Source organism: Pseudomonas sp. LABIM340, from assembly GCF_040017195.2.
Lineage (GTDB): Bacteria > Pseudomonadota > Gammaproteobacteria > Pseudomonadales > Pseudomonadaceae > Pseudomonas.
This window is the reverse complement of record NZ_CM200227.1, coordinates 1,013,891-1,040,422: the sequence shown is the minus strand read 5'-3', so window position 1 is coordinate 1,040,422 and position 26,532 is coordinate 1,013,891. Positions and strand designations below refer to the sequence as shown.

Sequence of the window (26,532 nt, the reverse complement as noted above, 5' to 3'; positions counted from 1 at the left end):
CATCTATTGGGCGAGGCCCGAATTGGGTTAAGAGATTGCTTCCATGTTGAATCCAGACGGCCGCACATTCAATGGCACCGCTCTGAGTATGCAGAATGGCTGGGCTCATGGTGGGGTTGATCGCTGCAGGGGAGTCAGCACCGTATTGGCTGACAGCGGCTACTGCGGTCAATCATCAGCAAGTTGACGTTGAACGGCCAGAGGTCGCCGTTCGAACACCTCCGCTCCGATCCCAAAAAGCGCTCTGACGTTTGAGATATCCGGCGTGGCCCTACTCGCTGGGCATCGCCGTTCATTGATTCAGGCTCCGCCATTGGGATATCGATGAATGAGTTGCGTATAGGCGCGATTCAAGAACATGGATAACTCTGCCATAGCTTCCATTTCATCGGCGAATGACTCGGTGGTGAGCAGTTCCTGATCAAAGAGAGGTTCGCCTGTCTCCTCATCCACCTGAAGCCTGGAGCCAGTACGCAGAATCCCTTGAGCCTCTCCTCCGGAGTTGAGCTCAACGAATGCAGAATGAAGTATTCGATTCCTATCTCTACGAAGTTGGTGCAGGTGCTTGGCAGCAGTCGCAAAGGATTCCTTGAAATCGGCCTCTAACCCCTTCGGCAGCTTGCACTTTGGAAGAGCTTGCAGGAAAAGCTCATAAACGCGGTCCACGAGCTTCTCATTGGTTAGATTCCGCAGATCAGGAGGAGGCCATTTCAATCGTTCCGGATCGATGACGAACCATCCGATCTCGCGAAGTTTGTTCTCAATGGACTGAAAAGCGACAGCAAACTCTCCAATACGCTGGTAGACATGTTCTGCATTGTTCATCGATCACTCCTATGACATCTAAGCAGCCTGTCCATGACCCGCCTTTAGTAGGCTACTACTGCTCATCACTAGGCAACAGCCCCTCCCGAGGGGGCGTTTCTGGCCGATAGCTGCTGCCAATGACAGGCAGCTTCCGAGTGATTACGGTCACTGGACGGGAGAGGGGAAGGCAGTTGGGGTATTCACGGCCTAGGTTGGTGTTTTGATCGCCTGCAGGCCTCACCGTTGCAGGGTTTCAGGTGAACGACGAAACAACAACCAACTTAGGAAAAGTCTCGTACATAGCGGGAAACCGGGGCTCGAATTACCCTCAGCGCTTCCAGTTTCCCTAGGGGCCCCCGGGCGACTTTAGCCACGTCATCGGCATCACCCGGGGCGGCCTGGGGTCTCCACAAATTGTGGCAACCGGGTGCCAGCATCGACTTCCTCAAGCTGAGGAAGTCGATGGCTCACATCTGATCCATGCCAGGCCGAGAGCCCTTGAGGCTTATGGCCTTTTAAACCAAAAGGCTCGACCGCTAGCGCCGCGCTGCCCCTTCGTCCCCTGGCTACCTGAACGATCTCCTTCTTGCTTCGCTGCCCCGCCATCTCCACCATCACCTCCAGCGGTTTCAGTCGCCGGGTAAGCTGCTATTGATCCATCTACATATGCCACGACATAGCCTCCTTGACCTCCTGGAGCTCCACCGCCGCCGCCGCCACCTCCACCGATGCACCCGGCCCCTGCCATCGGGGGAAACTGCGGCAGACCTCCATCAGAACCTCGAGGGCCAATATCTCCTCGTACATCGATCGTTCCCCCGGAACCATCGAAGTCGCCGGCAACCTCAAGAAACACGATGCCACCATTTCCGTTTACGCTCCGACGCGCTCCGTTGCCGCCCATAGCACCACACCCTCCGCCAGCCCAACCGCCACCAACTTCCCCGCTTGCAGGCTTTCCTAGGTAGTCTTTCAGCGGCCTCAGCTCACGCCCGCCTCCACCACCACCGCCGCCGCCTGCGTCGCTGTTACCGACTGCGCCTTGACCTCCAACATTCACTGCCCCCGCTCCACCGTGCCCTCCATTTCCTCCTCGGTTTGTATTGCGAAACTCAAGTTGCAGTGGAGTTTGCTGTCCGGCAATAGCGAGGGCGACTTGTCGCTCATCCGAATTGAAAGACCTGGCTTCGATCACTCCATAGAGCTTCACTGGCCCCTTAACGACAAGATGGAGCATCGCGGCCCCAGATTTCACCACAAGCCTCGCGTCCTTCTGAATTTCCACCTTCGAGAACTCGTAGCGCTGGGCCGAGATAATCTTTGTCTCTCCTGACTTTACTAAGAGTGGAGGGAGAGGCTCATCTGCTTTAGATGCTGAATGCACCAGCAGAAGAAATGCGCTTAAAGAAATAGCGTATCGGTGCTTCATGCTGAGCCTCCATGTTTTTAAGGTGTAACTTCCTACTCAATACGCACGCTGCCAAGAGCAATTGAGAACATCGAGTAGCGCGGCCATGTCTGTCTCGAAAGACTCCTTCGAAATTTGGTCGCCAGCAAGCTTGGCCAGTTGCTTCTTTTGATGGCCAGTCATACCTTTAACTTCGTCCTCAGTTTTTTGCCAGCCGGAGCCGGCTGGATAGCATTCTTCTAAGCTCCCATGAGGCAAGATGTGAATCTGACCTCTATCAAACAAGGCCTTATGCGACTCGGCAAACTGGTCAAATCCGGCCTGCGCCTTAGGGGTTGGCTTGTCACAAAGAATTGTGGTTCGTTCGTTGTAGATACTATTCCCCATGGGTGAATAGGCCTTCATTATGGCATTGATAGACCTTTTGGCCTGGTGAGTATCTCCCTCTGCGGAGATTATCTGAATGGCTGGAGCATGAGGGTAATGCCTTCTAATAACTCTGGTCAGAAGTTCGAGCTCACTCGGGCCTTCAACTATCAAAAAATTCCTAGGAAGTAAAAGGTCGGCTGGACTTCCTCCGAGAAGCTCATAAACAATATATGGCTTGTCGGCTTCGTCAGTTTTAAATATTTCCGTCCTACACTCTATCTTTTCGGCTTTAAAAACGCTCTGGGAAGGCGCGGTGTCCGCGACAAATACCGATGAGTGTGTGCTGATAAAGACTTGATCCAGGCTTTCGCTTAATTCTAGGAGTACGGTTTTTAACTTTCGCTGCGCTGTAGGGTGAAGATGTAGTTCGGCTTCATCAATGAAAAACAAGAACGACTTCCCTGCATCGTCTCGTGCTTTTCGGTAATCCGCATAAGCTTGAATGATCGCAAGCATAAGTGCTCGCTGCATGCCATCCCCTTTTGCGGTGGCATATGTCTCAACACCATCATCGACTACAGTTTCAAATTTTTTTAGTAGATCGCTAAACTCTGGAGAAAGCACCTCAAAGTAGACTTTTGAGCATTCCGCAAATTGTTTCTCCAGATGTTTTCTTACAGATTCGCCCAATCCCTTAAAGTGCCCGCTCACTGCGGAGTCTTCCGAGTTAAACAGCTCTTCAAATGTACTGCGGAATGCTAGGTACTTCGGGTCGTCCTTAAGTATTTCTTCGATCACCGAAGAAAGCATTATCCCCACTGCACTCTTCTGGCTGTACTTTGCCATATCCTCAAAGTATTGACGGGTATGAATGTACTCAAACTTTGGAAGAAAATCATTTAGCGCCGTATCAAACCCAGTAGGATTTTTCGTTGCCGCCCCACCCACCTCCACAGTCCGTTTTTTAGGGTCACTGCTTCGACGAGTGATTTTTATGGAGTTCGAACCATTCAAGACTGCTTGTATCTTGGCTTTATTTCCCTCGTTCAGCATATTTTCTGCACCATGCTGAGCGTCAGAAAATTCAAGACTTACAACAATCTCTCTATCATTCTCCTGCTTATGCTTAAGATCAGCGAGACTTCCTGACCCGGTATAAAACCAATTAATCGCTTCGAAGAAATTTGTCTTTCCCGTATTGTTTTGGCCGATGACTATGTTGAAGTCTGTGGTGTCTACTTCGATGTGTTCAATTGAGCGGAAATTTTCTATTACTACCTTTGAAATCTTCATGACGCCTCCGTGCGCTTTTCAGATCAAGACAGGGAAAAGGTAGACGGTTAGTGGCGATTTGCCTCCCCGCCTGTTTTCCGGGATCTGATCCGAGGGGTACCTCACTTGCGACACCAATGAGGCCCTCAGCACGTCCTAGATGCGATGTACAACCCCGCGTCATATCGAAAACTGCTGAAAGCCACGCAGTACGGGGCCTGTAGACGGTTCTTCCACTATCCCTAGCTGTACATGTGCGCACGGCCAAATGCTCACCCTGCGCACCGACTGAAAAGCGCTGCAGCCCACAGATTGCATGGCTTTCAACGATTCATGCAGAGACCTGTGGTGGAGCATCCGAAAAATCGAAATTTTCTGCCTTACCGCGCGGCTCGACGCCTCCCCCGTGGGGGCGGGGGAATGGCTAGGGTCCCCTCCGCGAAATATTCCGCTCTCGCAATCTGCCCACACCTTCGAGGATTTCGATCGCGGCTCGGCTGGCTCATTCCGGCTGTCTTGATCTTAGGGGCCGCAGGCGGGCCGACCATCTGGTTGGCCCCCACCTTGATTCATGCAGCGGATCTTGACTTGATTACAGAGAACTCATAATGTCACCACATGTATTCACTTCGAATACATGTATAGACAACATGAAAAGGAAATGCGCATGCTTTCAGTAAGGCTGCCAACCGAGATAGAAAACTCTCTCGACTACGTATCAATGTCTACGGGGATGTCGAAGAATCAGCTCGTGGCCAAAGCGCTTGAGCAGTACCTCCGCACCGTTGAGTTGGGATCAATTCCGCTGGAGCAGCAGGTTCAAGAAGCAAGCTACTCAACGTTCCAGCACACCCAGGCTGAAAGAGCCGCAACGTACAAAAATGCTCATGAAGTGGCCAACTGGGCCCAGAAAGGTGAGATATGGACGAAACGCTTCGGAATGCCGCCTGACTGCTTCGATGGTATCTATGGCCGTAACCAGGTTGTTGGTTTCAACGATGAGACGGGAAGCTTGATCGTAATCAGTCGCCATCTTCCGGCGATCCCTTATGCGGGTACCGATAGCTACCACCTAAACTTCACCGAGTTCTCCAAGTGGCAGGAGGTCATGCAAACCGTAAAGATCAGGCAGTCTTGACCTCGCTAGACAGCCGAAGCCCGGCTCTGATGCCGGGCTTCGGTGCTTCTTGGGGCAACGGTTACTCCTTAAGGCATAGTAATCAGGTTGCTCCTTTTACCAGGTCACCTAGGGAAACCTCGTCGGATGCATCTACCACCTCGGTGCGGGTGAGCGTCTCCCGGTCCTGTGTGCCGAACAGCGGGATGTACAGCTTCGTCAGGTGTGCACCCCAGCCGCCGTTGATTCGATCAGCAGCGACTAGGTGAGCGCCGATGCCGGCCAAGGTCTTGGCCGCAGCATTCCACTCCTCGGCGTACTTGCTCCACAGCGCCTCCGACAGCGCAGCCTTGGCCACCTGTTCGCGCTGCCTGGAGTCGGCGGCCTGCTGCTTCATGTTGGCCACTTCGGTTTCCATGGTCTCGATGGTGCGGCGCTTCACTCGGATGGTGGCCTCGGTCGCTAGCGCCAGCTCCACAGCTTTCTCAAGTTGCGTGCGTGCGGCTTTCTCGGCCTTGGCGTCTTCCGCTTGGGCGAGTGCCTGGCCGGCTGCTTGCTCTGCCGATTCCGCCGCGGACTGTGCTGCAGCAATTTCCTCTTCAATGCTCTGGCTTCGCGTTGCTGCCTGTTCGATTCGAGCTTGCAGCGAGGCCTGCAGGCGCTGCTCGGTGTTGATCTGCTCCATGGCCTGGGCAATGGCGACCGCCGCCGATTCGGCTTTCTCGACCAACTCCAGGCTGCGCTCGGTCTCCTGCACGTGGCCGCGCAGCGCATTGATGCGCGCCCTCGCATTCGACAGCTCCTCCATCACCTCGTGGCTGCCGTTGTCGATGTGATGCAAGGTCGTGCGCACGACCTTCTTTCGCAGTTCCGCCAGCTTGGTTTCCAGGCCGGGGACTCGTGCCTCCAGTTGCTCGATCTCTTCCAGGTAATCATCCCGCTGTTGGAGCAGTTGTTCAGTGCGGTTGGACAGCAGGTGTTTACGGGTTGCAGCTTTCATATGACCTCCATGGGTCGAAGTAAGCGCCAGCCCTGCGGCCAGCGCAGGGTTGGTGTTACTCAGTGATCTCGGCACCGGGCCAGCGCCAGCGCGCTTCGATCAGTGCCTCTTCGAGTGTCAGGGGCGGCGTGATCATCGTGCAGAGCGGTTTGCCGCCCAGCGTGATCGCCCAGTGCATGCGGCGCGTTTTGCCATCCATCGAGCCCAGTTCGGCGAGCAGCTCGAGGCGGTGCCGGCGGACGTATTGGCGGACCTCTTCGGTGAGCCGGCTACCAGGTGAAATGCTGACCTTGTTGCCACTGATGCGGGCGGCGAAACCACGTTCGGTGAGGAAGTCGAGGGCAGACATCAGAACTCCTCCCGGTCGGTTTCGTCGTGGGAAGTCGCCTTTGCCTTGCCTGCCCCTTTCCTTGCAGGGGGTGTTTTATCCGTAACATCGTCACAACCCGCGCCAGCCGTGGCTTTCAGCTGTTTTTTATCCGTCACGGACGGGGGCTGTGTGACGCTTTCAGATTGGCTGTAAGCCGCGCCGTTACTGGCTTGTGCCGATGTGACGCTTGTGATGGGGGTACTAGGGGAAAGGTATCGACCGAAAGCGTCACGGAACTGCTCGAGGGAGTAGCCTTTTTTGGTCATGATGCCGACACGGACGGTGCCCGACTTCACCCCGAAATCAGCCAGCTTCGCGGAGAGCTGACGGGGCGACATTGCCTTACCTCTGTTCCACGTCGACCAGGGCGCCTCCTCATCCGCAATGAGGTATTCGAGCAACTCGGCGCTGAACAGCTTCGTAGCCTTCTTGGCATCGAATGCAGCCTTCACGTCACCCAGCAACTCGACGCCAACACTGGGTGCATCACCCTCCAGACCATGCAATGCAATTGCGGCAGTGCGTGCCGACTTCGGCCAGTGAGCGCCGGCCTGGTCAGCAATCGCCAGGAGCGGCTCCCAGGAGTCGTTGGCGCGATCGTTCAACCCTTCGATGGGCTTCGGGCGAGCCTTGCCGATCGCCTCTGAGTAGTCGAGGGCGAAGCGTGCCAGCCGAGAGCGCAATTGCTCCCACAGTGCCGGGTCGGAGTGGCGCAGGTTCTCCACGCTTTCGCCGGGTGTGCGACGGCGCAGGCGCAGCGGCACGCTCCGATCGGCCAGCGTGTCAGCGATGCGGCCGATGCCACAGAGAGCCTTCGCGCCCCACACGTTGAACGGGGTGGGTATATGGTCATCACCCACGCAGCGGATGACCACTGCGCTATCTCGAGTGAAGCCAGCATTGAGGATGCCGCGGGCGTCTTCGTGTGCAGCAAGGAAGGCGTCCACCTCATCGATCAGCAGCGTGGGCGACCACAGTTCGATGGAGCGGAACAGCGCTGCCGGCCCGATATTCGACACCTGCAGCGGGCGGTTGACCAGCTTGCCCAGGGCGGTGAGCAGGACCGATTTACCGCAGCGCTTCTCCGGAGCCGTTATGTTGGCGATGGGGGCTATCTGCACCACATCGACCAACCAGGTGAAGGTGGCCCACAGTGCTGCAGCGCGCAGCGTCTCCTTCTCAGCTATCACGTGGCGGGCGAGCGCCTGGGTGACGTCATCCAGTAGCTCGGCGCCATCTACCGGCTTCGACCAGGGCTCCACGTCAGTGAAGATGCTTTGCCCTGCAGCAGCTCCTGCCTCCGACTCGGCCGAGACGGTCAGGCGATCGAACTCCGCCATGCTCAGCATCTTGGTTTCCTTCACCTGGATGCGCAGGCGGGCGAAGGCTGCGGGGTCTTTGCTGCGCATCGAGCGCAACTCCTCGAGCACGGCCGGCGCGTACAAGGCGCCAGCGTCTTCGGACAAGTTGTGGATGGCTTCCTGGATCGGGCTCTTGGCCTTCAGAGTGATCGGGCTACTCATGCGCCAGCCCTCCACACGTGCAGATCGTTGAAGTCGGTGAGCGATGGCGGAGCGTCGTCGGGCCAGTCGGGGAACGTCACCAGCGCGCCGGCGGCGAGTGCTGCCGCAGTAGCCGCAGTGCGCCCCGGGTTGCCGGGTGTGTTGCGATCGTCGTCACCGGCAATCACCAACTGAACTTGGTCGCCGTAACGGGCCTTGAGCGCTAGCGCCACGGGCACTAGGTTGCCGGCGTTCATCGCGCAGACGACGGCCATGCCTGAGGTCTCGTGGATGGTCGCGCCGGTTGCCCAGCCTTCGCAGATGTACAGCGGCTTGCCGGAGCTGATATTGCCGAGAGGCGAATAGCAGCCGGTCACGCGTCCTCCGTAGAGGAAGCGCTTGTGGCCGGTGGTGCTGATGCGCTGCAGGTTGACCAGCTCTCCCGAGTGATAGAGCGGCACGAGTAGTTCACCGGCTCGTTGCCGCAGCGCGTAGGGGCGGATGTGCTTGCTGGCCAAGTAGGCGTGAGCGGGATCTGCGCGACGGGCACTTTCCCACCAGCGGTGGGAAAGCTCTGCCGCGGCCTGCTGGCGTTGTAGCTGTTCTGCCTGACGCTGGGCGCGGGCCTGTTCGATCCGCTGCCGGCTTTCCTCAAGTTCAGTGGCGGACAGTTCGCCGGCGCTGCTCCAGTGATGTACCTGGGCGCTCTTCCATGTACCGAAAGCGCCAGCCGCTACCCCATCCACAAACAGCACGTACCAGCCATTGCGGCTGCCGACACGATCACCGGGCACGTGGAAGCGGTGAATGCTTCCGTCGCCTTCAGGCAGCCAATCCAACTGCCCGAAGATGCCCTGCAGCGCCTCACGGAAAGCGTGTTCCACTTTCTGCAGGCAAGCCGATCCCGTCAGCGCTGCGCGGCGCTGTTGAAAAGTCGTCATGGGTTTACTCCTTGGTCAGGCCGTTGAATGCCTGGGCAGTGGGAGTGGGCGCCTGCAGCATGGCGCTCAGTTCATCGCGCGCTCGCAGTCGGGCCTGGGTCATCGCCTCGCAGGTCTGCGCGACGCCGAACACCGTTCCTCCGTACACGCTCAGCACGCTCTCGGGACGGACGCCCCGCAACTTGCTCGCGGCCTTCTTCGCTTCACGGCGCTTGGCGAAGGGACCGCATACACCGAACGGCAGAACTGGGCGGCGCTCATCGAGGACGAAGAAGTAGCCAACGGCCTGGCTGCGCTTGGGGGCGAATGCCTTCATGCCGCACCTTCCTGCGCCAGCGCCTTGGATTGGCTAGTGCTGAGCACGTCGCGCGCATCGTGAGCAGCGCCCACGTGGCGATGGCGCCAGCAGAAGTTGGAGGACAGTACCTGGACGTTTTCCAGGTGGGCGCCGAGTTCCATGCTGATTGGAGACTGCCAGCCACCCACAGCGGGGATGACGACCAGGCGGATCAGGTTGGCCAAGTGCTCGAATTCCGCGCGTGCGGCGTTCATGTAGGCCATGTCCATGTCGCTAAGGCGAGCGTCGCCTACCAGTTCGATGAAGCCGAGGTGGTTAACTTGCTGCATGGTCCACCCCCTGCGCTTCGAGCGCGCGGACTTTGGCCATAGCGGCGTTGTAGCGAGCGAGACGAACAGAGAGGGAGGAATCAGCACGGAGTGCAGCCAGGGCAATTGCCCGGAGAGCTGCAGCATGTGCAAGCGGATTGCGGGTGTGCATGGGTGTAGCTCCTTGATTGTGGAGCTGCCACCGTTCGCCGCGACGCGAAGGGAGGTGACAGCTGTACGCGGGTTCGCGGACCGGCATCAAGGAAACCGGCACACCCGAAGGTGTCCCACGCACAGCCGTCACCATAGAGCGACACTGCGAGCACAAAAAAAGCGCCAACAATGAGGTCTTGGGCGCTTGTGCGCCTTGATCGTACGGGCCGCGACGCCCGGCCACGGGATTTACCGTGACGGGCAAACCATAGCGCCGGCGATAGGTGAGTGCAAGGGCCATTAGTGCAATGCCCCCTGATTGACGATGCTCACCGGGTTAGCCGCCTTGATGTAGCGGGCCAAGGAATCGGGATCGATGCCCTTGTGCTGGAGGATGGTGGCCAGCGCCATGAAGCATGCGAAGGCAACGACTTCGGTTGGGGCACTCTTGCGGGTGGCTTGGTTGATGATTTCCGGCATGAGGGTTTCGAAGATGAAGTCCTCGTGGTCCTCGATGCGGTGGCCGGCGTAGATGCTCATGCGACAGCCCTCCCCTCGCCCTGAGGCAGGGTGCCGATGTAGTACAGCGCCACCCGCTGATGCTTGCGGCCGTGGTCGTCGGTCTTGGTTATCAGGTGGGTCTTGATCGGATAGCCGCGGTCGCGGAGCTCCTGGATGCGTGCGGCGGGGTGGAGGATGTTGAGTTCAGCCCGAGCAGTGAGGGTATCTACAGGGCCTTCCTGAACGCGAGCAAGCAGGCGTGCGCGCTGCGCTTCGGTCGAGATGTCGAGGGCACTCATACCGCTGCACCATCGCGCTTAGCGATCTTGTTCTGCAGCCAGGCCTCCACCTCGGCAACGACGTAGTACGCAGCAGCTTGGCGGGTCGGGCTGTCCTTGATCGGTTTGGGAAAGCTCGGGTCCTTCGCCTTGAGCTTGTCGAGGCCGCCAGGAGTAATGTCTAGCCAGCTGCAGAGAGAGGTTTTACGAATCAGCGCCTTTGCGGGCGATTGTTTAGCTTGGGTGTGCATGTAGATGGCTCCGTATGACTACGGCGCCATCCTTATACTGTATGGATAAACAGTCATCCCAATTAGGAAAAATAGAATCCCAATTGGGATTTCAGGGCTGCAGAGCAGCCATCGCAGCTCTGAGTGCTTTCTTTGCTTCTGCGAAGAGGTTCGTAGATGTCTTCGATCCGAGCCCCCTTACCCCTTTGTATTTTTCCTCAATCTTTTCCGCAATGAGTTCCTGGGTGGTCCGACCAGGCCCTTGCTCGATGAGCATTGCTACAAGAGCAGCGATTAGAAGTTTGCTGGAAGCCCGTTGTGGGGGCTCTGCCATTTTCGCGGGCATGCGTGCAGGAGCTTCTTCGTCTCCCCCAAGGTTGAATAGTCGTATGCTTGCGAGACAGTCGATTTCTCGCCGTTGGCGCGGCTTCTCCGAGGCCCCTGGGGTGTTTGCCAGTTGGGAAAGCTCAAACACATCGGTTGGATTGAAGATCGTTGCTTCGCAATCTGACGGGTCGTGTTCGTTGGGGAATGTCGGTTGGTACTCGCCGGCGTCTTCGTCGAAGTATGCGTAGTAGCCTCCTGCCTCGTCGCGGATGGTGAAGACTTCCCGGCCCCCATCTTCGCTCTCCAACATCGCAAGGCGGCTAGGAAGTTGAAGCCAGTAACAAGTACCTACGTCTTCTGCTGCACGGAATATGGGAAGCCCAAGGTCTGATCGTGCCTGTTGCTCATTGGGGCCCTGCACGGGCTCCAGCCGAACGATCCTGTAGTAGCCCTCACGGTAGGCGGGGAGCCACTCTTCGCTGTGCAGCTGGGCGATGTCTCTCGCGCTCACCTGCTCGCCAATAAGCCCAGCCAGATACATGGCTGCTTCCTCGGCCGATAGCCAGTCACGGAACTTCAGTAGCTTGCTCATTCTGCGGCTCTCCGTAGATCGACAACGTTCTTCCCTGCCGGCCGGGCATACTCAAAAGGCGTGATCGCCCGATGGCGGCTTTCGTCCAGGTAGTTGCTCCACCAGTTCACCATCAGCCGGCGCTCCTCGATGTGTTCTGCGCGGTGGATGTACGCCGCACGCACGCCGTTGCGTTCCTTGTGGCTCATCTGTCGCTCCACCGCGTCCTTCGACCACAGTCCCGACTCGACCAGGGCGGAGCACGCCATGGTCCGGAAACCGTGGCCACAGACTTCGGTCTTCGTGTCGTAGCCAAGCCGGCGGAGAGCGCCGTTGATGGTGTTCTCGCTCATGGGCTTGGAGGCATAGGCGTCATGGGGGAACACTAGAAGCCCTTTCCCCGTGAGTTCGTGTACCTGACGCAAGATGGCCAAGACTTGGGGCGACAGCGGGACCAGGTGCTCATCGCGCATCTTGCTGCCGCGGGTGGAGTGCCTCACTCCTGGCAAAGCTTCGCGCTCCGGCGGAATGATCCACAGGGCCCGATCGAAATCGAATTCCGGCCACCGCGCCATGCGCAGCTCGCTCGACCGCACGAACACCTGCAGAGTGAGCTGCAGCGCGTATTTGGTAAGCGTGCGACCGCTATAGCCGTCAATGCGCTCTAAGAGCTCGCCAAGGCGCTCCAGAGGCAAAGCCGGCCGATGGACCGTCTTACGCGTGGAAATCGCGCCAGAGAGGTCCTGAGCGGGGTTGTAGTCGATGATTCCGGTCTGAGTGGCGTAGCGCATGACGGCACACAGCCTTTGTCTGAGCCTGGCTGCCATGTCGAGTGCATCGCGGGCTTCCACTTCCAGGAGCGGCGCCAGCAGGTCACGAGTCTTCAACTGCTCCACCGGCCGCTTTCCGAGGGCGGGGAACAGATCCCCTTCCATCTCGCGAAGGATTCGCTCGGCGTGGCCGGCTGACCACTTGCCACGCTTCACCTGGGCGGCGTGCCAATCACGGGTGACGGCTTCAAAGGTGGTGGCGTTCTTCGCCTGGGCTTCCTCACGCTTTGCCTGCTCGGCGGGGTCGATACCCTGCGCCAGCAGATCGCGGGCCTTCCTGCGCTTCTCACGTGCCTTGGCGAGGGAAATACCCTGCCGGCCGTACTCGCCGAAGGTAAGCGTGTTTTCGCTGCCGTTTGGGCGGGTGTACTTCATCCGCCAGACCTTGCTGCCATTAGGACGGACAAACAGGTACAGGCCTTGGCCGTCAGCGAGTTTGTAGGCTTTCTCGCGCGGTTTGGCAGCTTCGCACTTGGAATCGCTCAGAGGCGTGATGGGACGGGCCATAGCGTCATTTTTAGGGGTACGGGCAATATCGAACCGGGCCGTACCCCTATTTGTACCCCTAAAAACCTGGATTGTGCATCAGCATACAGATTTATACGGGCACAAAAAAACCGGCCAAGAGGCCGGTTTTCCTGAGCTCCGGGATGATTCAGGATCATTCGGAGCGGTACATCTGGTGCCGGTAAGAGGAATCGAACCCCCGACCTTCTCATTACGAATGAGCTGCTCTACCGACTGAGCTACACCGGCGGCGGGCGTAAGCTAGCACTAGGCCGGCGACATGGCAATCCGCCCGGCACCGGTTCGAGGCGATGGGCGACAGCACCATACGCCGCAAAGCAAAGCTTGCTCAGTGACCAGCCCCGGGCGCCGCAGATGAAGCAGGGAACTGGCTCCGGTAGGCATTTCTGTATGCCTCGATCCTTGCGATGTCATCGACCAGCGGGACGATCTGCCTGACCGGCACCCCCTGTGTGTCGAGGGCGAAACCATAGACCCGCCCTGAGGCGGCAACGTAATAGCTGATGCGTCCCAGACAGCGCACACCAATATCCTTCGTCGCTACCAATTCCGCTATCCGGTCTTCCCGCAGTTGCATCAAGCCCTGAGCAGTGACCTCGTAGTATCCCGCCCCCTGTTGTGCAAGGGCGGCCTCATCGAGTGTCTTGTAGTTTTCCGCAGCAAAGAAACGAATCCCTGTCTCGACCATCATGCAGTCGTCCTTCGCCCTGATCTGCGGCTCTTGCCCTGCAAGATAGCGCTCCATGGCCGCTCGAACATCCGTCAGCCCAACCTGGGCACTCACTTCTCCCGGAGCACTGACCACTCTGCCGTTCTTGTAGACCAGAGTTGCCAGCAGCACTCGGTTCTGCCGATCACTCAAGACATTGGCGCCATGCCCGTAGCCTGTGACTTCGAAGGGCTGACCATCGACAGCGACAACGCTCTCAATCTCCCCCACCCCTTCGCCATGGTCGGAGAGCAGCACCACCAAGGCATCGTTCAGCACTCCTTTTTGCCGGAGCCCATCCATCAGAAGATCGACCTGGTGATCGACGACACTGAGCGCCTCAACATGCGCATCCCAGAAAGGGTTGTCAGTTTTCACCTTCACATGGGCGTGCCGGGTCTTGTAGGGGAAGTGTGCGGACTCAAAATGCGTGGCAAGAAATACATCACCACCGCCACCCACTGAATCCAGGACCGCCTGGACGAAGTCCGTATCCGAGTAATTTACGTGAATGGCCGTGTTGACAAAGGCGTAGGGAAACAACCACCCGGCCAGCTGCGTCTGCATCAACAGATTAGTCAGTGGTGTATCGGCAAAGCTCTGTAGGGCGACGTCCAACACGCCAGCCTTGGGTCCAACTATGACGTCGAATCCGAAGCCTTTATCCATATTGTTGAAACGGCGCTCGTCGATGGCAAAAACAGTCCGATAGCCTCGCTTCTGCAATTGAGTGCTAAGGAGCGTCTCTGGGGCCACATGCGCCAGACCACGCAGATTGAAAACAGCACCATGCTGCTGGGGATATTGGCCCGACAGGATGCTGGTCCACGAAGGGTAAGTCCTGCCCAGGGGAACGTAAGCCCGAGTGTACTTCATGCTTTGGGCATACAGACCATGGAGGACTGGGGTTTGCTCTGCGGTCGAGGCAAAGGCATGCGCCGAGAGCGAGTCCACTCCGACTATGACAATGCTGCGCCCAGAGCGAGGTTCTACATGCGCGGCCCCGCTGATAGCCCAGAGTCCCAGCCCCCCCAGGGCTACACAGATACCCGCCAGGCGCTGCGCTCGAGTCATTACAGGAATCGCGCGATAAAAAATGACTAGCAGCAGAATCGCCAGCAGGCTCAGCGCTACCTTACCCAGAATGACCGAGTCCAGCAGCGAAAGCGCATAGGAGTAGTTGGAGTAAGGGAACCACCAGCGGTTCACCGAGACCAGCAGCATCCAACCGAACAGCAGGGCCAGTGCATGGCCAATCGTGGGCGAAATGCCAAACAGGCGCGCCACCCACCTTCCCAGCCAACTGAAGAACCACAGGGTCACGGCGCACAGCACCAGACTGCTGGCAATGAACAGCGACGCCCCCTCACGCACCGTTCCTGACATCCAGGCCTGGCGAAGCAAGGCATAGACGTGCCTATCATCCATGGGCAATACGCGAGGCTCCAGAAGCAACGGAGCCCAGTAGAGCAGCAAGAATGCCAGGGAAAGCAGTACCCGTACTAACTTGGTCATAAGCACTCTGAAGAAATCGCCATCTAGAGGAGGATCACGAGCTCATCAACTCCGGATGGCAACCATCAAACCATTGATCATCGGGAGCTTCTGCCCCCAGGCCGCAGGGCCAGCATTCTAAATGGCTGAACGACCGGCAGACTCGGCAGTTCGCCCCAAGGTCCGCATACCAATGTTCTCTCGGACCTCCTGATTTCCCCCTCGCCACATTACGTTATCGATGAAGTAATGGTGAACATTGATGAAGAGGACGAAGCAAAGCATGAAGGTATTGATCGGCATTGCCAGCGGCAGAAGTCTCAACTGATCCAGATAGACCGGTAAATAATTGAACAACAAGGCAGCCAACACGAACGCGCTGCCCCACCAAGCCGCATATCCCAGCCAGGCGCGCCCGGAACGCTGCACCTTGCTTCGCGTGTAAGCGCCGCTGAACAGCATGTACTGGAGGGAGTGGAACAGCGGAATGAGCACCAGGAAGAATTCATTACGCAGCAGCGGTGAGAGCCAGAGGTAGATCATCAGCAAGGGCGTAACCGCGATCAGCCCTGGCCACTTCTCGTTGCGCTTCCAGCGACACAGAAACACCGCCAGAGCGGGGAGGACTCCCAGCAAAGAGAGCAGATGCAACTCTCGCGTCCAGTCGCTCAAAACGGACGGCAATGAATACGGAAGTCCCGCAAAATTATTGTCATAGCGCCCAGTGAAAAGACGCAGAAACGACGCCCACCAAAGCGGGAACAGCGAATAGCGAATAATCAGCTGTTCGGAGCGACTGAAAAAAGCGCCCTGGCCCGCTGAATAGACAATGAAACAGCCGTAGGACTGCTTGATGTAATGCCAGCCCACCGTAAAGAGCATGAGGTACAGCAGACCCCGAAGTACGTCGATTCGCGCGGTCATAAGCGCGTAACCCACTGCACCAAGCAACAAAAGCGGTGCGAGCACGCCGGCCCAGAAAAAACGAATGTCCTTCAGCAGGCGCCCACGATGCCCTCCATAGAGCATCAGGTAGCTGATCAGAAAGTGCGGGCCGTTGACGAAGAACGCCAGGTACCACGCCAGCAAGGAAATATCAAAAGTAGATACCTGTAAATTCAGCGCAACTACCAGAGCCAGTACCAGCAGCGACAACCCGCCAATCATCATGAAGTCGACAATGGGAGAAAAGAAGCAGCGCGCTGGTTGAACCATCATTTTCGTGACCTCAAAAAAAATGCGCCGCAAGCGGCGCATTTTCGAGACATCGGATTACGGAGTAGCGGCGTTGCGGCACTCGGCCGGAACGTATTTCAGATCGGAAGAGGTGGTGCAAGCCCAGGTCACACCGGTGCTGCTGGCAGTGGGAGCCAGAGCCAGGTTGACGGTGATGCTGTTACCGGCATCCACCGCTACCGACAGGGTGCCGGCGTTGCAGGCCAGAGTAGTACGACCAGTGACACCAGTGTTAACACCGGCGCAGTTGTCGGCAGCAGCGGCAGCCAGGTTTTCAGCAACAGTGGCTTTGGCGCCGCTGGCGATGACCAGACCTTCGGAAACGCGAGCGCGGACGGTGTAGTCCTGGTAGGCCGGCAGGGCGATGGCGGCCAGAATACCGATGATCGCAACCACGATCATCAGTTCGATCAGAGTAAAACCTTTCTGAGCATTCATGCTTGAACTCCTAGAGTCAGTAATGGAGGTCCTATGACCTGATCTGACAAAAGCATCATCCGTGCCAACATAAAAGGTACTGTGTTTCCTGCTATAAAAAAGGAAACTTCAAAGATTGAACTGAGCGGTTTCAGCAGGAAGTGACAAAAAACGACACCTGCCAGGTGTCAATTTGGCAGCCCACGGCAACTGCGTTATAAGGCTGCCTATATCTACTCCAGGCCCTGATGCTCATGAACGACCAAGTCATCCTTTCCGGACTTGCCCGCCAATTGGTTATCGCTGAACTGCTCGATGAAAAGAGCGCACAGCAGGCACAGCAGCAAGCCCAGAGAAATAAGCTGCCACTGGTGACCTACCTGGTGCAGAACAAGCTGGTGAAGTCGCGCCCTCTGACGGAGCTGGCAGCCGAACAGTTCGGGGTAGCCTTTTTCGATCTCGCGAGCCTGGACAAGGAGTCAATTCCCAAGGAACTGGTCAGCGAGAAGCTGGTCCGCCAGCATCGCATCCTCCCGCTCTGGCGACGTGGCAACAAGCTTTTCGTGGGCCTTTCCGACCCCACCAACCACCAGGCCATCACCGACGTGCAGTTCAGCACCGGCCTGACCACCGAAGCCATCCTGGTCGACGACGACAGACTGGGTGAAGCCATCGAGAAACTGTTCGAGAGCGTTACCGGTGGGCTGGACGACCTGGGTGACATCGATCTGGACGGTCTGGACATCGAAAGCGGCAACTCCGAACAGAAGGATGAGGCTGTCGGAGGCGATGCCGATGACGCCCCGGTTGTTCGATTCGTCAACAAAATGCTGCTCGATGCCATCAAGGGCGGCTCATCGGACCTGCACTTCGAGCCTTACGAGAAGATCTATCGTGTGCGCTTTCGTACTGACGGCATGCTCCATGAAGTAGCGAAGCCTCCGATCCAGCTGGCCAGCCGCATATCGGCGCGCCTGAAGGTGATGGCCGGCCTGGACATCTCCGAGCGCCGCAAGCCCCAGGACGGTCGCATCAAGATGCGCGTCTCCAAGACCAAATCCATCGACTTCCGCGTCAACACCCTGCCGACCTTGTGGGGCGAGAAAATCGTGATGCGGATCCTCGACTCGTCCAGTGCACAGATGGGCATCGATGCCCTGGGCTATGAAGAAGCGCAGAAGCAACTTTACCTGGAGGCACTCAAACAACCGCAGGGCATGATCCTGGTGACAGGCCCGACCGGCTCGGGCAAGACCGTGTCGCTTTACACCGGCATCAACATTCTCAACACCCCGGATATCAACATTTCCACAGCGGAAGACCCGGTAGAGATCAACCTGGAAGGGATCAACCAGGTCAACGTCAACCCCAAGCAGGGCATGGACTTCGCCCAGGCGCTGCGCGCGTTCCTGCGGCAGGACCCCGACGTGATCATGGTCGGCGAGATCCGCGACCTGGAAACCGCCGAGATCGCCATCAAAGCGGCGCAAACCGGCCACATGGTGATGTCCACCCTACACACCAACAGTGCCGCGGAAACCCTGACACGCCTGCTCAACATGGGCGTTGCCTCCTTCAACCTAGCCACTTCCACCAACCTGATCATCGCCCAGCGCCTGGCCCGTAAGCTTTGCTCGCACTGCAAGAAGGAACATGACGTCCCGCACGAGGCCCTTCTGCATGAAGGCTTCCCTGCAGAAAGAATCGGTACCTTCAAGCTTTATTCGCCGGTAGGGTGTGAAAATTGCAAGAACGGCTACAAAGGACGTGTAGGTATTTATGAAGTGGTTAAAATCACGCCAGCCCTGCAGCGGATTATCATGGAAGAAGGCAATTCCATTCAGATCGCCGAACAGGCCCGCAAAGAAGGCTTCAACGATCTGCGCAACTCGGGCCTGCTGAAAGCCATGCAAGGCATTACCAGCCTCGAGGAAGTCAACCGCGTGACCAAGGATTAATCCATGGCGGAAAAAGCATTGAAGTCCAGTGTCTTTACCTGGGAAGGCACTGACCGCAAGGGTGGGAAAGTCAAAGGGGAGCTTTCTGGCACCAATACTGCGTTGGTAAAGGCGCAACTGCGCAAGCAGGGCATCAATCCGACCAAGGTGCGCAAGAAAAGCATCTCGCTGCTGGGTCGGGGCAAGAAGATCAAGCCAATGGACATCGCTCTGTTCACCCGGCAGATGGCGACCATGATGGGGTCGGGTGTTCCGTTGCTGCAGTCTTTTGACATCATTGGCGAAGGCTTCGACAACGCCAACATGCGCAAGCTCGTCGACGAGATTAAACAAGAGGTTGCCTCCGGCAACAGCTTGGCTAATTCGCTGCGAAAGAAGCCGCTGTATTTCGACGATCTCTACTGCAACCTGGTAGACGCGGGCGAGCAGTCTGGCGCGCTGGAGACCCTGCTGGACCGAGTAGCCACCTACAAGGAAAAGACCGAGTCGCTCAAGGCCAAGATCAAGAAGGCCATGACCTACCCAATTGCGGTCGTGGTCGTTGCCATCGTCGTTTCCGCAATTTTGCTGATTAAAGTGGTGCCGCAATTCCAGTCGGTGTTTGCCAACTTCGGCGCGGAGCTTCCGGCCTTCACCAAGATGGTCATCTCCCTGTCAGAGGTGCTTCAGGCCTGGTGGTTCGTGGTGTTGATAGGCATGTTCGCTGTGGCGTTCATCATTCGGGCAGCCCATCAACGCTCAGAAAAATTCAGAGACTCGGTGGATCGGGGATTGCTCAAGACACCCATTGTCGGCGATATCATCTTCAAGTCCGCCGTCGCCCGCTATGCTCGGACCCTGTCTACGACCTTCGCTGCCGGTGTGCCACTGGTGGAGGCCCTCGACTCCGTATCTGGCGCCACGGGCAACGTCGTCTTCCGCAACGCAGTGAACAAGATCAAGCAGGACGTTTCCTCCGGTACACAGCTGAACTTCTCCATGCGCACCACCGGCGTATTCCCGAGCATGGCCATCCAGATGGCCGCGATCGGTGAGGAATCCGGCTCGCTGGATGCCATGCTCGACAAAGTGGCCAGCTACTACGAAGAGGAAGTCGACAACGCCGTCGACAACCTGACCACCCTGATGGAGCCCATGATCATGGCCGTCCTGGGTGTACTGGTCGGCGGCCTGATCATCGCCATGTACCTGCCGATCTTCCAACTGGGCAACGTCGTATAACCCATGCCTGCTCTTGACTACCTGGCCAGCACCCCGCTGGCCTTTGTTTTGTGCGTCACCCTCCTCGGCCTGCTGGTCGGCAGCTTCCTCAACGTGGTGATCCATCGTCTGCCGCGGATGATGGAGCGCGACTGGCAGCAGCAGGCGCGGGAAACCCTGGGCCTGCCGGAGGGCGAGAAGCTCCCGATCTACAACCTGGTCCTGCCCAACTCCCAGTGCCCGCACTGCGCCCACGAGATCAAGCCCTGGGAGAACATCCCGGTGGTCAGCTGGCTGGCGCTGGGCGGCAAGTGCTCGTCCTGCAAGGCGCCGATCAGCAAGCGCTACCCGCTGGTCGAGTTGGCCTGTGGCATCCTGTCGGCCTTCATCGCCTGGCATTACGGCTTCGGCTGGCAGGCCGGCGCGATGCTGCTGCTGACCTGGGGCCTGCTGGCGATGAGCATGATCGACGTCGATCATCAGCTGTTGCCGGACGCCCTGGTACTGCCGCTCCTCTGGCTGGGGCTGATCGTCAACCACTTCGGGCTCTTCACCAGCCTGGGCGACGCGCTCTGGGGCGCGGTGTTCGGTTACCTGAGCCTGTGGTCGGTGTACTGGCTGTTCAAGCTGATCACCGGCAAGGAAGGCATGGGCTACGGCGACTTCAAGCTGCTGGCCATGCTCGGCGCCTGGGGCGGCTGGCAGGTGCTGCCGCTGACCATCCTGTTCTCCTCGCTGGTAGGCGCGGTTCTGGGCGTGATCATGCTGCGCCTGCGCAATGCCGAAACCAGTACGCCCATCCCCTTCGGACCCTATCTGGCCATCGCCGGCTGGATTGCGCTGCTCTGGGGTGATCAAATAACCGCGACCTATCTGCAGTTCGCCGGTTTCCGCTAGCCTTCTCCTGCGCCGAGTCTCCTCGGCGCATCTGGACGGCCACCGGGCCGGCTGAAAGGAGAACCATGAAACCCTGGATCCTGGGCCTCACCGGCGGCATCGGCAGCGGCAAAAGTGCCGCCGCCGAGCATTTCGCCTCACTGGGCATACACATGGTCGACGCCGACCACGCTGCGCGCTGGGTGGTGGAACCCGGCCGCCCTGCCCTGGCGAAGATCGTCGAACGCTTCGGCGAAGCCATGTTGCTGCCGGATGGCCAGCTCAACCGCGCCGCCCTGCGAGAGCGCATCTTCAAGGCCGAAGACGAACGTCGCTGGCTGGAACAGCTGCTGCATCCGCTGATCGGCCAGGAGATCGCCAGCAACCTGGCGCAGGCGCAATCGCCCTACGCCATCCTGGTCTCGCCGCTGCTGGTGGAGTCCGGGCAGCACCGCATGACCCAGCGCGTGCTAGTGGTGGATACCCCGGAACACCTGCAGCTGGAGCGCACCATGCGCCGCGACCAGGTGTCCGAAGAACAGGTCCGCTCGATTCTCAAGGCCCAGGCCTTGCGCGACGACCGACTCAAGCACGCGGACGACGTGCTGCTCAACGATGGCGACCTCGGCCACCTGCACCAGCAGGTCGAGCGTCTGCATCAGTTCTATCTAGGCCTGCGTGGAGGACAACCATGAGCCAACCCCTGACCGTGGAATGCCCCACCTGCGGCGCCCCCGTGGAGTGGAGCGCCAAGAGCGAGTTCCGCCCCTTCTGTTCGCACCGCTGCAAGCTGATCGACCTCGGCGCCTGGGCGGCGGAAGATCACGCCATCCCCGGCGACAATCTCGAGGACGAGCTGTTCTCCGGTGATCTGGAGAATCCGCGCGGACATTGAAGCGGCGCTCTCCAAGCCAGTAAAAAGGCCCGCATCTGCGGGCCTTTTTCGTTCAGGGGCGCATAAAGCTGTAGTCCCGCTCCTCGTCCAGGTTGTCGGCGAGGAAATGCAACTCATGCCCCAGGTCTTCCTGAGTACGGACTTGCGCATTGGCCTGCACCACTGCGCTGAGCAGTGCGCGCACGACCAGTTGTGGGTCCTGCCCGCCCGCTTCCGCTTCGATCAGCAGTTCGTGGAGACGTTGTTCGGCCCAGCTGTGAATGCTCATCGGCAATCTCCTTGCGAATGGGGGGCCAAGCTTCCCTGATCCTGGGAGGTTGCCGAACTGATCTGGATCAAACCGCGGCGGCCATGGGCCTCGCAGATGGCCGAACATCAGCGTGGCTCATCGTCATCCTTCCACGGCGCCTGCAGGTAGCGCGTGCGGTTGAAGGTCTCCAGCCAGTCCGGGTAGAAGACCACCAGCCCGGTGACGATGGTGCCGTTGATGAACGCCTCGGGGAACATGATCAGCCAGAGGTAGCCGATGAAGTCCTCGATCCACGGCGGCATCGGGAACAGCCCGTCCATCCACAGCAGGCCGAGGCCCAGCAGCAGGCTGCAGACCGCCGCCAGCGCCGCCGGGAAGAAGCCCGAGCAGAAGATGTAGACGAACAGGTTCCGCGGCTGCCGGCGCTCGACGAAGATCGCCGCCAGCTCGGTGATGACGACCGGGATCAGCACCAGCAGGATGCCGTTGACGCCGAGGGCCGCCCAGTCCTGCCGGCCGATGGCGCACAGCCCCAATTGCGCAACCAGGCCGACCAGCACCGCCAGCGGCCAGTCCAGCAGCAGGGTCACGGCGGTCATGCCGATGAAGTGGAAGGACACCCCGGAAGCGAAGTCGCGCCGCACCAGCCAGAGCAGGAACAGCCCGAGCATGGTGCCGAACACCAGGTGCTGGCGGCGGAAGTCGCTGACCAGCTCCAGCCACGGTGCGCGCCAGATGGCCCAGGCGACGATGGGCAGGTAGATCGCCCAGCCGATCTCCAGGGTCTCCGCGGACAGCAACTGCGCGGCGATCACGGCGCGCCCCGCTCCAGCGCCTGACGCAGCGCTTCAGCCGAGTCGAGCTGATGGGTCGAGAAGACCTTGCCCTGTTCGAGTTGCAACCAGGTCACCGCGTCGGCCTGGCCCGGGAAACGGTTGGCCACGCGCGGCTCGCGGTCGAGCAGCACGCGGTAGGAGTAGTCGCGCATGGCGGGGATTGCGAACAGCTTCGAGATGGGCGCGGGCATGCGGCTGATGTCGGCCACGAAGGCTGCATGGCGAGCTTCGAGATAGCCTGCCGGGCGCTCGGCCAGCGCGGCTTTCACCAGCTTGGAGCCGGCCATGTCGTGGGCGACCAGCAGCACCTTCAGGTCAGCGTTCGCCGTGTAGGGCTTGTCGAACTGATCCAGCAGCGTCCAGCCGATGGCCGGTGAATCCTGCGCCACCGCCAGACTCGCCAACATCATCAACAGCATCCCGCCCAGCACTCGCCTCACGCATCCCCCTTGCCCGGAACCGCCAATGATTGGCAACAGTCTACACCGCCATCGGCGCCCGCCTGCGGTTGCCAGCAACTATGCTTGAGGCATGAACGAGTCCGACTATCTGCGCCTGCTGACGCGCCAGGCAGAACAAGCCAACGACTTTCTCTCCAACGCCCGCAAGTGGGAACGGGAGTGCTGGGCCTGCCAGCGCCTGCTGCAGGCGCTGAAGGTGCCGTATCGCCAGGAGGACTTCGTCGCGCCCACGCAGCAGCCACCGGATGTGCTGTTCCGCGACGCCACCTTCGAGGTGTTCTTCGTACTCGACCAGGGTCGCCGGCTCAATGAGGAGTGGAAGGAAGAACTGCTGCGCCGGCGCATGGCCCAGAGCCTCAACCAGCTGATCCGCCGTGAGCAGCGGCCGCGGCGGATTCCCTGCGCGGAACTGCAGGCGCGCCTGGCACCGACACTGCGCAAGAAGGCGCACAACTACACCGAGCGCGGCATCGACCCACGCGAGCTGGACCTGCTGGCCTTCGTCAGCCTCAAGCGCGAAACGCCGGACTTCAACACCCCTTTTCCACCGCCAACCGAGTACCTGCGCCAGGGTTGGCGCTCGTTGTCGGTGGTCGGCCCGACCTTCGCCCGCGTGCTTTTCGCCCACAGTGATGCGCCGGATTTCCTGCGCGGCAGCCTGGGCCGCAGCATCCTTTTCGACATGGGCGTCGGCCTGTAAATAGGCGCCGACGCAAAGCTGCATTGATCGGCGGCGCATTGAGAGGCCGCCCAAGCCCTACTAGAATGCTCGACATTATAAACGGAGGCCGCCCATGCCCAGTCGCCTGAGCCCCGAAGACCAGCAGAAGGTCGATCAGTACCTCAGCTCTCCCGTCCACCAGGTCCAACGCGCGCCGTTCAAACCCTGGCTGATGATGGGAGCCTTGCTCGCTGTGGTCATCGCCCTGGGTTTGCTGAGCCGCCTCCTGGCCTACCTTGCGTGAGCGCCGTGCCGCCACGGGCCGATACAGGATTCCTTAAGCTATGAGAATGCACCATGTCCCATCGTATCGTGATCGTCGGCGGCGGCGCCGGCGGGCTGGAGCTCGCGACCCGTCTCGGCCGCACCCTGGGTAAAAAGGGCAAGGCGCGCATTACGCTCGTCGACGCCAACCTCACCCACATCTGGAAACCCCTGCTGCACGAAGTCGCCGCCGGCTCGCTCAACTCCTCCGAGGATGAGCTGAACTACGTCGCCCAGGCGAAATGGAACCACTTCGAATTCCAGCTCGGCCGCCTCTCCGGTCTGGACCGCGCGAGCAAGCGCATCCAGCTCGCCGCCACGCTCGATGAGCAGGGCGAGGAGCTGGTGCCGGCGCGTGGGCTGGAGTACGACACCCTGGTGCTAGCCATCGGCAGTACCACCAATGACTTCGGCACCCAGGGCGCCGCGGACCACTGCATCTTCCTGGATACCCGCGAGCAGGCCGAGCGCTTCCACAAGCAGTTGCTGACCCACTACCTGCGCGCCCACGCCGGGCAGGACAAGGACGACCAGATCAGCGTCGCCATCGTTGGCGCCGGCGCCACCGGCGTCGAGCTGTCCGCCGAGCTGCACCACGCCGCGCAGGAACTGGCGGCCTACGGCCTGACCGGCATCCAGCCGCAGAACATGCGCATCACCCTGATCGAGGCCGGCCCGCGCGTGCTGCCGGCGCTGCCCGAGCGCATCAGCCGCCCGGTACACCAGACGCTGGAGAAGCTCGGCGTGCGCGTACTCACCGGTTCGGCGGTGCAGGAAGTGACCGCCGAGGGCCTGCGCACGGCGGTGGGCGAGTTCATTCCGGCGAGCCTGAAGGTCTGGGCGGCGGGCATCCGCGCGCCGAGCCTGCTCAGGGAAATCGACGGCCTGGAGACCAACCGCATCAACCAGCTGGTGGTTCGCCCTACCCTGCAGACCACCCGCGATGACAACGTCTTCGCCTTCGGTGACTGTGCCGCCTGCCCCATGGGCGATGGCAGCGAACGCACCGTGCCACCGCGCGCCCAGGCTGCGCACCAGCAGGCTTCGCTGCTGGCCAAGGCCATCGTCGCGCGCCTGGAAGGCAAGCCGCTGCCAGAGTACCGCTACACCGACTATGGCTCGCTGATCTCGCTGTCGCGCTTCAGCGCGGTGGGCAACCTGATGGGTAACCTGATGGGCAGCGTGAAGCTCGAAGGCTGGCTGGCGCGGATGTTCTACGTGTCGCTGTACCGCATGCACCAGATGGCGCTGTATGGACCGTTCCGCACCGCGCTGCTGATGATCGCGGACCGCATCGGCCGCAGTACCGAGCCGCGCTTGAAGCTGCATTGATCGGATAGCGATCGCGGACGGAGTCCGCTCCTACGCCCGTGGCAAACACGGTGCCTCACCTGTAGGAGCGGGCCATGCCCGCGATCGCGCGCATGGCGCGCTCCTACAAGGGGCACATCGGCCAAAACGCCAGGCACAAAAAAGCCGCCCCGAGGGGCGGCTTTTTCGTTGCAGCAAAGCAGCCTTACAGCGCCGCCAGCATCGACTGGGCCGGGATGGCCTGGAAGTCGATGGACATCATCAGGCTCAGCACGCTGATCGCGATGATGGAGAAGGCGAACAGCTGGCGGGCCCAGCGGCGATCGTCTTCGGCACTGAAGCCTTTCACCGCGATGAACAGCCACCAGGCGCTGACGGCCAGCGCCACCACCAGGTAACCGTAGCCGGCGAAGCCGGTCACGGTCAGCAGCAGGGTCGCAAGACCAAAGGCCACGACGTAGTACAGGATCTGCTTCTTGGTCGCTTCGATGCCCCGCTCCACCGGCAGAACGGGAATCCCGGCAGCGCGGTAGTCGTTGAGGCGGAAGATCGCGATGGCGTAGCTGTGCGGCATCTGCCAGAGGCAGAAGATCAGCAGCAGCACCGCCGCGCCCATGTCGAAGTGACCGCTGGCGGCGCAGTAGCCCACCACCGGCGGCATGGCTCCGGAGAGACTGCCGACCAGCGTGCCGTAGACCGAGCTGCGCTTGAGCCAGAGGCTGTAGAGCACGACGTAGACGAAGAAGCCGAACGCGGCGAGCAGAGTCGCCTGCACGTTGGTCTTCCACGCCAGCAGGCCGAAGCCCGCCGCGCCGAGGACCACGCCATGGGCCAGGGCGGCCTTCAGCGAGATCTGCCCGGTCACGGTGACACGGCTGCGGGTACGCTCCATGAAGCGATCGATGTCGCGGTCGATGCAGTTGTTGAATACACAACCGCTGGCAACGACCAGGGACAGGCCGATCACGGTGGCCAGCAGCAGCATCGGGTCAACGCTGCCGCGAGCGGCGAGGAAGTATCCCCCCGCCACCGCGATCAGGTTTCCGAAGATGATGCCCGGCTTGGCGACCAGGAGATAACGCTTGAGTTTCACG

At 59.7% G+C, this 26,532-nt stretch carries 29 protein-coding genes and 1 tRNA gene; 9 read left to right on the top strand and 21 right to left on the bottom strand.

Annotation, left to right across the window (positions count from 1 at the left end; genetic code table 11):
- Positions 1–300: 300 nt before the first annotated feature.
- Entirely contained in the window at positions 301–825 is a 525-nt protein-coding gene (locus ABKS89_RS05100) for a hypothetical protein (RefSeq protein ID WP_348588101.1), read from the bottom strand.
- 1,447 nt (positions 826–2,272) lie between these two features.
- Entirely contained in the window at positions 2,273–3,877 is a 1,605-nt protein-coding gene (locus ABKS89_RS05095) for an ATP-dependent nuclease (RefSeq protein ID WP_348588102.1), read from the bottom strand.
- 646 nt (positions 3,878–4,523) lie between these two features.
- Between ABKS89_RS05095 and ABKS89_RS05090 the strand changes: the two genes are divergently transcribed.
- Positions 4,524–4,994 carry a YlcI/YnfO family protein gene (locus tag ABKS89_RS05090; protein ID WP_348588103.1) on the top strand — a complete coding sequence of 157 codons (471 nt, stop codon included), beginning with the start codon at positions 4,524–4,526 and terminating at the stop codon, positions 4,992–4,994.
- Between the two features lie 82 nt (positions 4,995–5,076).
- On the opposite strand, the gene ABKS89_RS05085 is transcribed toward ABKS89_RS05090, so the two are convergent.
- The 15 genes from ABKS89_RS05085 to ABKS89_RS05015 form a co-directional block, all read right to left on the bottom strand.
- Positions 5,077–5,973: a coiled-coil domain-containing protein gene (locus ABKS89_RS05085; RefSeq protein ID WP_348588104.1), complete on the bottom strand. Its 897-nt coding sequence runs from the start codon at positions 5,971–5,973 to the stop codon at positions 5,077–5,079.
- Between the two features lie 55 nt (positions 5,974–6,028).
- On the bottom strand, positions 6,029–6,322 hold the full coding sequence (locus ABKS89_RS05080) for a hypothetical protein (RefSeq protein WP_348588105.1): 294 nt from the start codon (positions 6,320–6,322) through the stop codon (positions 6,029–6,031).
- Positions 6,322–7,866, bottom strand: coding sequence for a DUF3631 domain-containing protein (locus ABKS89_RS05075; protein WP_348588106.1), 1,545 nt, complete (start codon positions 7,864–7,866; stop codon positions 6,322–6,324). Before ABKS89_RS05075 ends, ABKS89_RS05080 begins: the two co-directional genes overlap by 1 nt.
- Complete coding sequence (locus tag ABKS89_RS05070; RefSeq protein ID WP_348588107.1) at positions 7,863–8,786, bottom strand: toprim domain-containing protein; 924 nt, start codon at positions 8,784–8,786, stop codon at positions 7,863–7,865. Before ABKS89_RS05070 ends, ABKS89_RS05075 begins: the two co-directional genes overlap by 4 nt.
- Positions 8,787–8,790: 4 nt before the next feature.
- Positions 8,791–9,102 carry a hypothetical protein gene (locus ABKS89_RS05065; protein ID WP_348588108.1) on the bottom strand — a complete coding sequence of 104 codons (312 nt, stop codon included), beginning with the start codon at positions 9,100–9,102 and terminating at the stop codon, positions 8,791–8,793.
- Positions 9,099–9,413: a hypothetical protein gene (locus ABKS89_RS05060; RefSeq protein ID WP_348588109.1), complete on the bottom strand. Its 315-nt coding sequence runs from the start codon at positions 9,411–9,413 to the stop codon at positions 9,099–9,101. The genes ABKS89_RS05065 and ABKS89_RS05060 overlap by 4 nt, the downstream gene beginning before the upstream one ends.
- 432 nt (positions 9,414–9,845) lie before the next feature.
- The gene (locus tag ABKS89_RS05055) at positions 9,846–10,085 is read right to left on the bottom strand and encodes a hypothetical protein (protein ID WP_348588110.1); all 240 of its coding nucleotides are present in this window, start codon (positions 10,083–10,085) and stop codon (positions 9,846–9,848) included.
- A complete protein-coding gene (locus ABKS89_RS05050) occupies positions 10,082–10,345 on the bottom strand; it encodes a helix-turn-helix domain-containing protein (protein WP_348588111.1) in 264 nt (87 codons plus the stop codon). The genes ABKS89_RS05055 and ABKS89_RS05050 overlap by 4 nt, the downstream gene beginning before the upstream one ends.
- A complete protein-coding gene (locus ABKS89_RS05045; RefSeq protein ID WP_348588112.1) occupies positions 10,342–10,575 on the bottom strand; it encodes a helix-turn-helix transcriptional regulator in 234 nt (77 codons plus the stop codon). Before ABKS89_RS05045 ends, ABKS89_RS05050 begins: the two co-directional genes overlap by 4 nt.
- A 91-nt stretch (positions 10,576–10,666) precedes the next feature.
- Positions 10,667–11,473 (bottom strand): hypothetical protein, encoded by an 807-nt coding sequence (locus ABKS89_RS05040; protein WP_348588113.1) that lies wholly within the window; start codon positions 11,471–11,473, stop codon positions 10,667–10,669.
- Positions 11,470–12,789 (bottom strand): tyrosine-type recombinase/integrase, encoded by a 1,320-nt coding sequence (locus tag ABKS89_RS05035; protein WP_348588114.1) that lies wholly within the window; start codon positions 12,787–12,789, stop codon positions 11,470–11,472. The genes ABKS89_RS05040 and ABKS89_RS05035 overlap by 4 nt, the downstream gene beginning before the upstream one ends.
- 173 nt (positions 12,790–12,962) lie before the next feature.
- A tRNA-Thr gene (locus ABKS89_RS05030) sits at positions 12,963–13,038 on the bottom strand.
- 100 nt (positions 13,039–13,138) lie between these two features.
- The gene (locus ABKS89_RS05025; protein WP_348588115.1) at positions 13,139–15,034 is read right to left on the bottom strand and encodes a sulfatase-like hydrolase/transferase; all 1,896 of its coding nucleotides are present in this window, start codon (positions 15,032–15,034) and stop codon (positions 13,139–13,141) included.
- Positions 15,035–15,151: 117 nt separating this feature from the next.
- Positions 15,152–16,270: a hypothetical protein gene (locus ABKS89_RS05020; protein ID WP_348588116.1), complete on the bottom strand. Its 1,119-nt coding sequence runs from the start codon at positions 16,268–16,270 to the stop codon at positions 15,152–15,154.
- Between the two features lie 15 nt (positions 16,271–16,285).
- Positions 16,286–16,687 (bottom strand): pilin, encoded by a 402-nt coding sequence (locus ABKS89_RS05015; protein ID WP_348588117.1) that lies wholly within the window; start codon positions 16,685–16,687, stop codon positions 16,286–16,288.
- A gap of 233 nt (positions 16,688–16,920) precedes the next feature.
- Between ABKS89_RS05015 and pilB the strand changes: the two genes are divergently transcribed.
- From pilB to yacG, 5 genes are all read left to right on the top strand, one after another.
- Entirely contained in the window at positions 16,921–18,624 is a 1,704-nt protein-coding gene (pilB, locus tag ABKS89_RS05010; RefSeq protein WP_348588118.1) for a type IV-A pilus assembly ATPase PilB, read from the top strand.
- Positions 18,625–18,627: 3 nt separating this feature from the next.
- Positions 18,628–19,845 (top strand): type II secretion system F family protein, encoded by a 1,218-nt coding sequence (locus ABKS89_RS05005; protein ID WP_192290158.1) that lies wholly within the window; start codon positions 18,628–18,630, stop codon positions 19,843–19,845.
- 3 nt (positions 19,846–19,848) lie between these two features.
- Complete coding sequence (locus ABKS89_RS05000; RefSeq protein WP_348588119.1) at positions 19,849–20,721, top strand: prepilin peptidase; 873 nt, start codon at positions 19,849–19,851, stop codon at positions 20,719–20,721.
- Between the two features lie 65 nt (positions 20,722–20,786).
- Positions 20,787–21,395: a dephospho-CoA kinase gene (coaE, locus tag ABKS89_RS04995; RefSeq protein ID WP_081517370.1), complete on the top strand. Its 609-nt coding sequence runs from the start codon at positions 20,787–20,789 to the stop codon at positions 21,393–21,395.
- Positions 21,392–21,595: a DNA gyrase inhibitor YacG gene (yacG, locus tag ABKS89_RS04990; RefSeq protein ID WP_138212199.1), complete on the top strand. Its 204-nt coding sequence runs from the start codon at positions 21,392–21,394 to the stop codon at positions 21,593–21,595. Before coaE ends, yacG begins: the two co-directional genes overlap by 4 nt.
- A gap of 52 nt (positions 21,596–21,647) precedes the next feature.
- Here yacG and ABKS89_RS04985 read toward each other — a convergent pair whose 3' ends face one another.
- The 3 genes from ABKS89_RS04985 to ABKS89_RS04975 form a co-directional block, all read right to left on the bottom strand.
- Positions 21,648–21,863 carry a hypothetical protein gene (locus ABKS89_RS04985; RefSeq protein WP_138212198.1) on the bottom strand — a complete coding sequence of 72 codons (216 nt, stop codon included), beginning with the start codon at positions 21,861–21,863 and terminating at the stop codon, positions 21,648–21,650.
- A gap of 107 nt (positions 21,864–21,970) precedes the next feature.
- Positions 21,971–22,660 carry an energy-coupling factor ABC transporter permease gene (locus tag ABKS89_RS04980; RefSeq protein ID WP_138212197.1) on the bottom strand — a complete coding sequence of 230 codons (690 nt, stop codon included), beginning with the start codon at positions 22,658–22,660 and terminating at the stop codon, positions 21,971–21,973.
- Complete coding sequence (locus ABKS89_RS04975) at positions 22,657–23,091, bottom strand: FAD/FMN-containing dehydrogenase (RefSeq protein WP_348588120.1); 435 nt, start codon at positions 23,089–23,091, stop codon at positions 22,657–22,659. Before ABKS89_RS04975 ends, ABKS89_RS04980 begins: the two co-directional genes overlap by 4 nt.
- Positions 23,092–23,212: 121 nt before the next feature.
- Between ABKS89_RS04975 and ABKS89_RS04970 the strand changes: the two genes are divergently transcribed.
- The 3 genes from ABKS89_RS04970 to ABKS89_RS04960 all read left to right on the top strand — a co-directional run bounded on the left by ABKS89_RS04970 (position 23,213) and on the right by ABKS89_RS04960 (position 25,459).
- The gene (locus ABKS89_RS04970; RefSeq protein WP_045209488.1) at positions 23,213–23,842 is read left to right on the top strand and encodes a DUF1780 domain-containing protein; all 630 of its coding nucleotides are present in this window, start codon (positions 23,213–23,215) and stop codon (positions 23,840–23,842) included.
- Positions 23,843–23,936: 94 nt separating this feature from the next.
- Positions 23,937–24,107 carry a DUF3094 domain-containing protein gene (locus ABKS89_RS04965; protein WP_017516731.1) on the top strand — a complete coding sequence of 57 codons (171 nt, stop codon included), beginning with the start codon at positions 23,937–23,939 and terminating at the stop codon, positions 24,105–24,107.
- 53 nt (positions 24,108–24,160) lie between these two features.
- The gene (locus ABKS89_RS04960) at positions 24,161–25,459 is read left to right on the top strand and encodes an NAD(P)/FAD-dependent oxidoreductase (protein ID WP_348588121.1); all 1,299 of its coding nucleotides are present in this window, start codon (positions 24,161–24,163) and stop codon (positions 25,457–25,459) included.
- Positions 25,460–25,643: 184 nt separating this feature from the next.
- Here the strand turns inward: ABKS89_RS04960 and cyoE are convergent, their stop codons facing one another.
- Positions 25,644–26,531, bottom strand: coding sequence for a heme o synthase (gene cyoE / locus ABKS89_RS04955; protein ID WP_081517366.1), 888 nt, complete (start codon positions 26,529–26,531; stop codon positions 25,644–25,646).
- Between the last annotated feature and the right edge of the window lies 1 nt (position 26,532).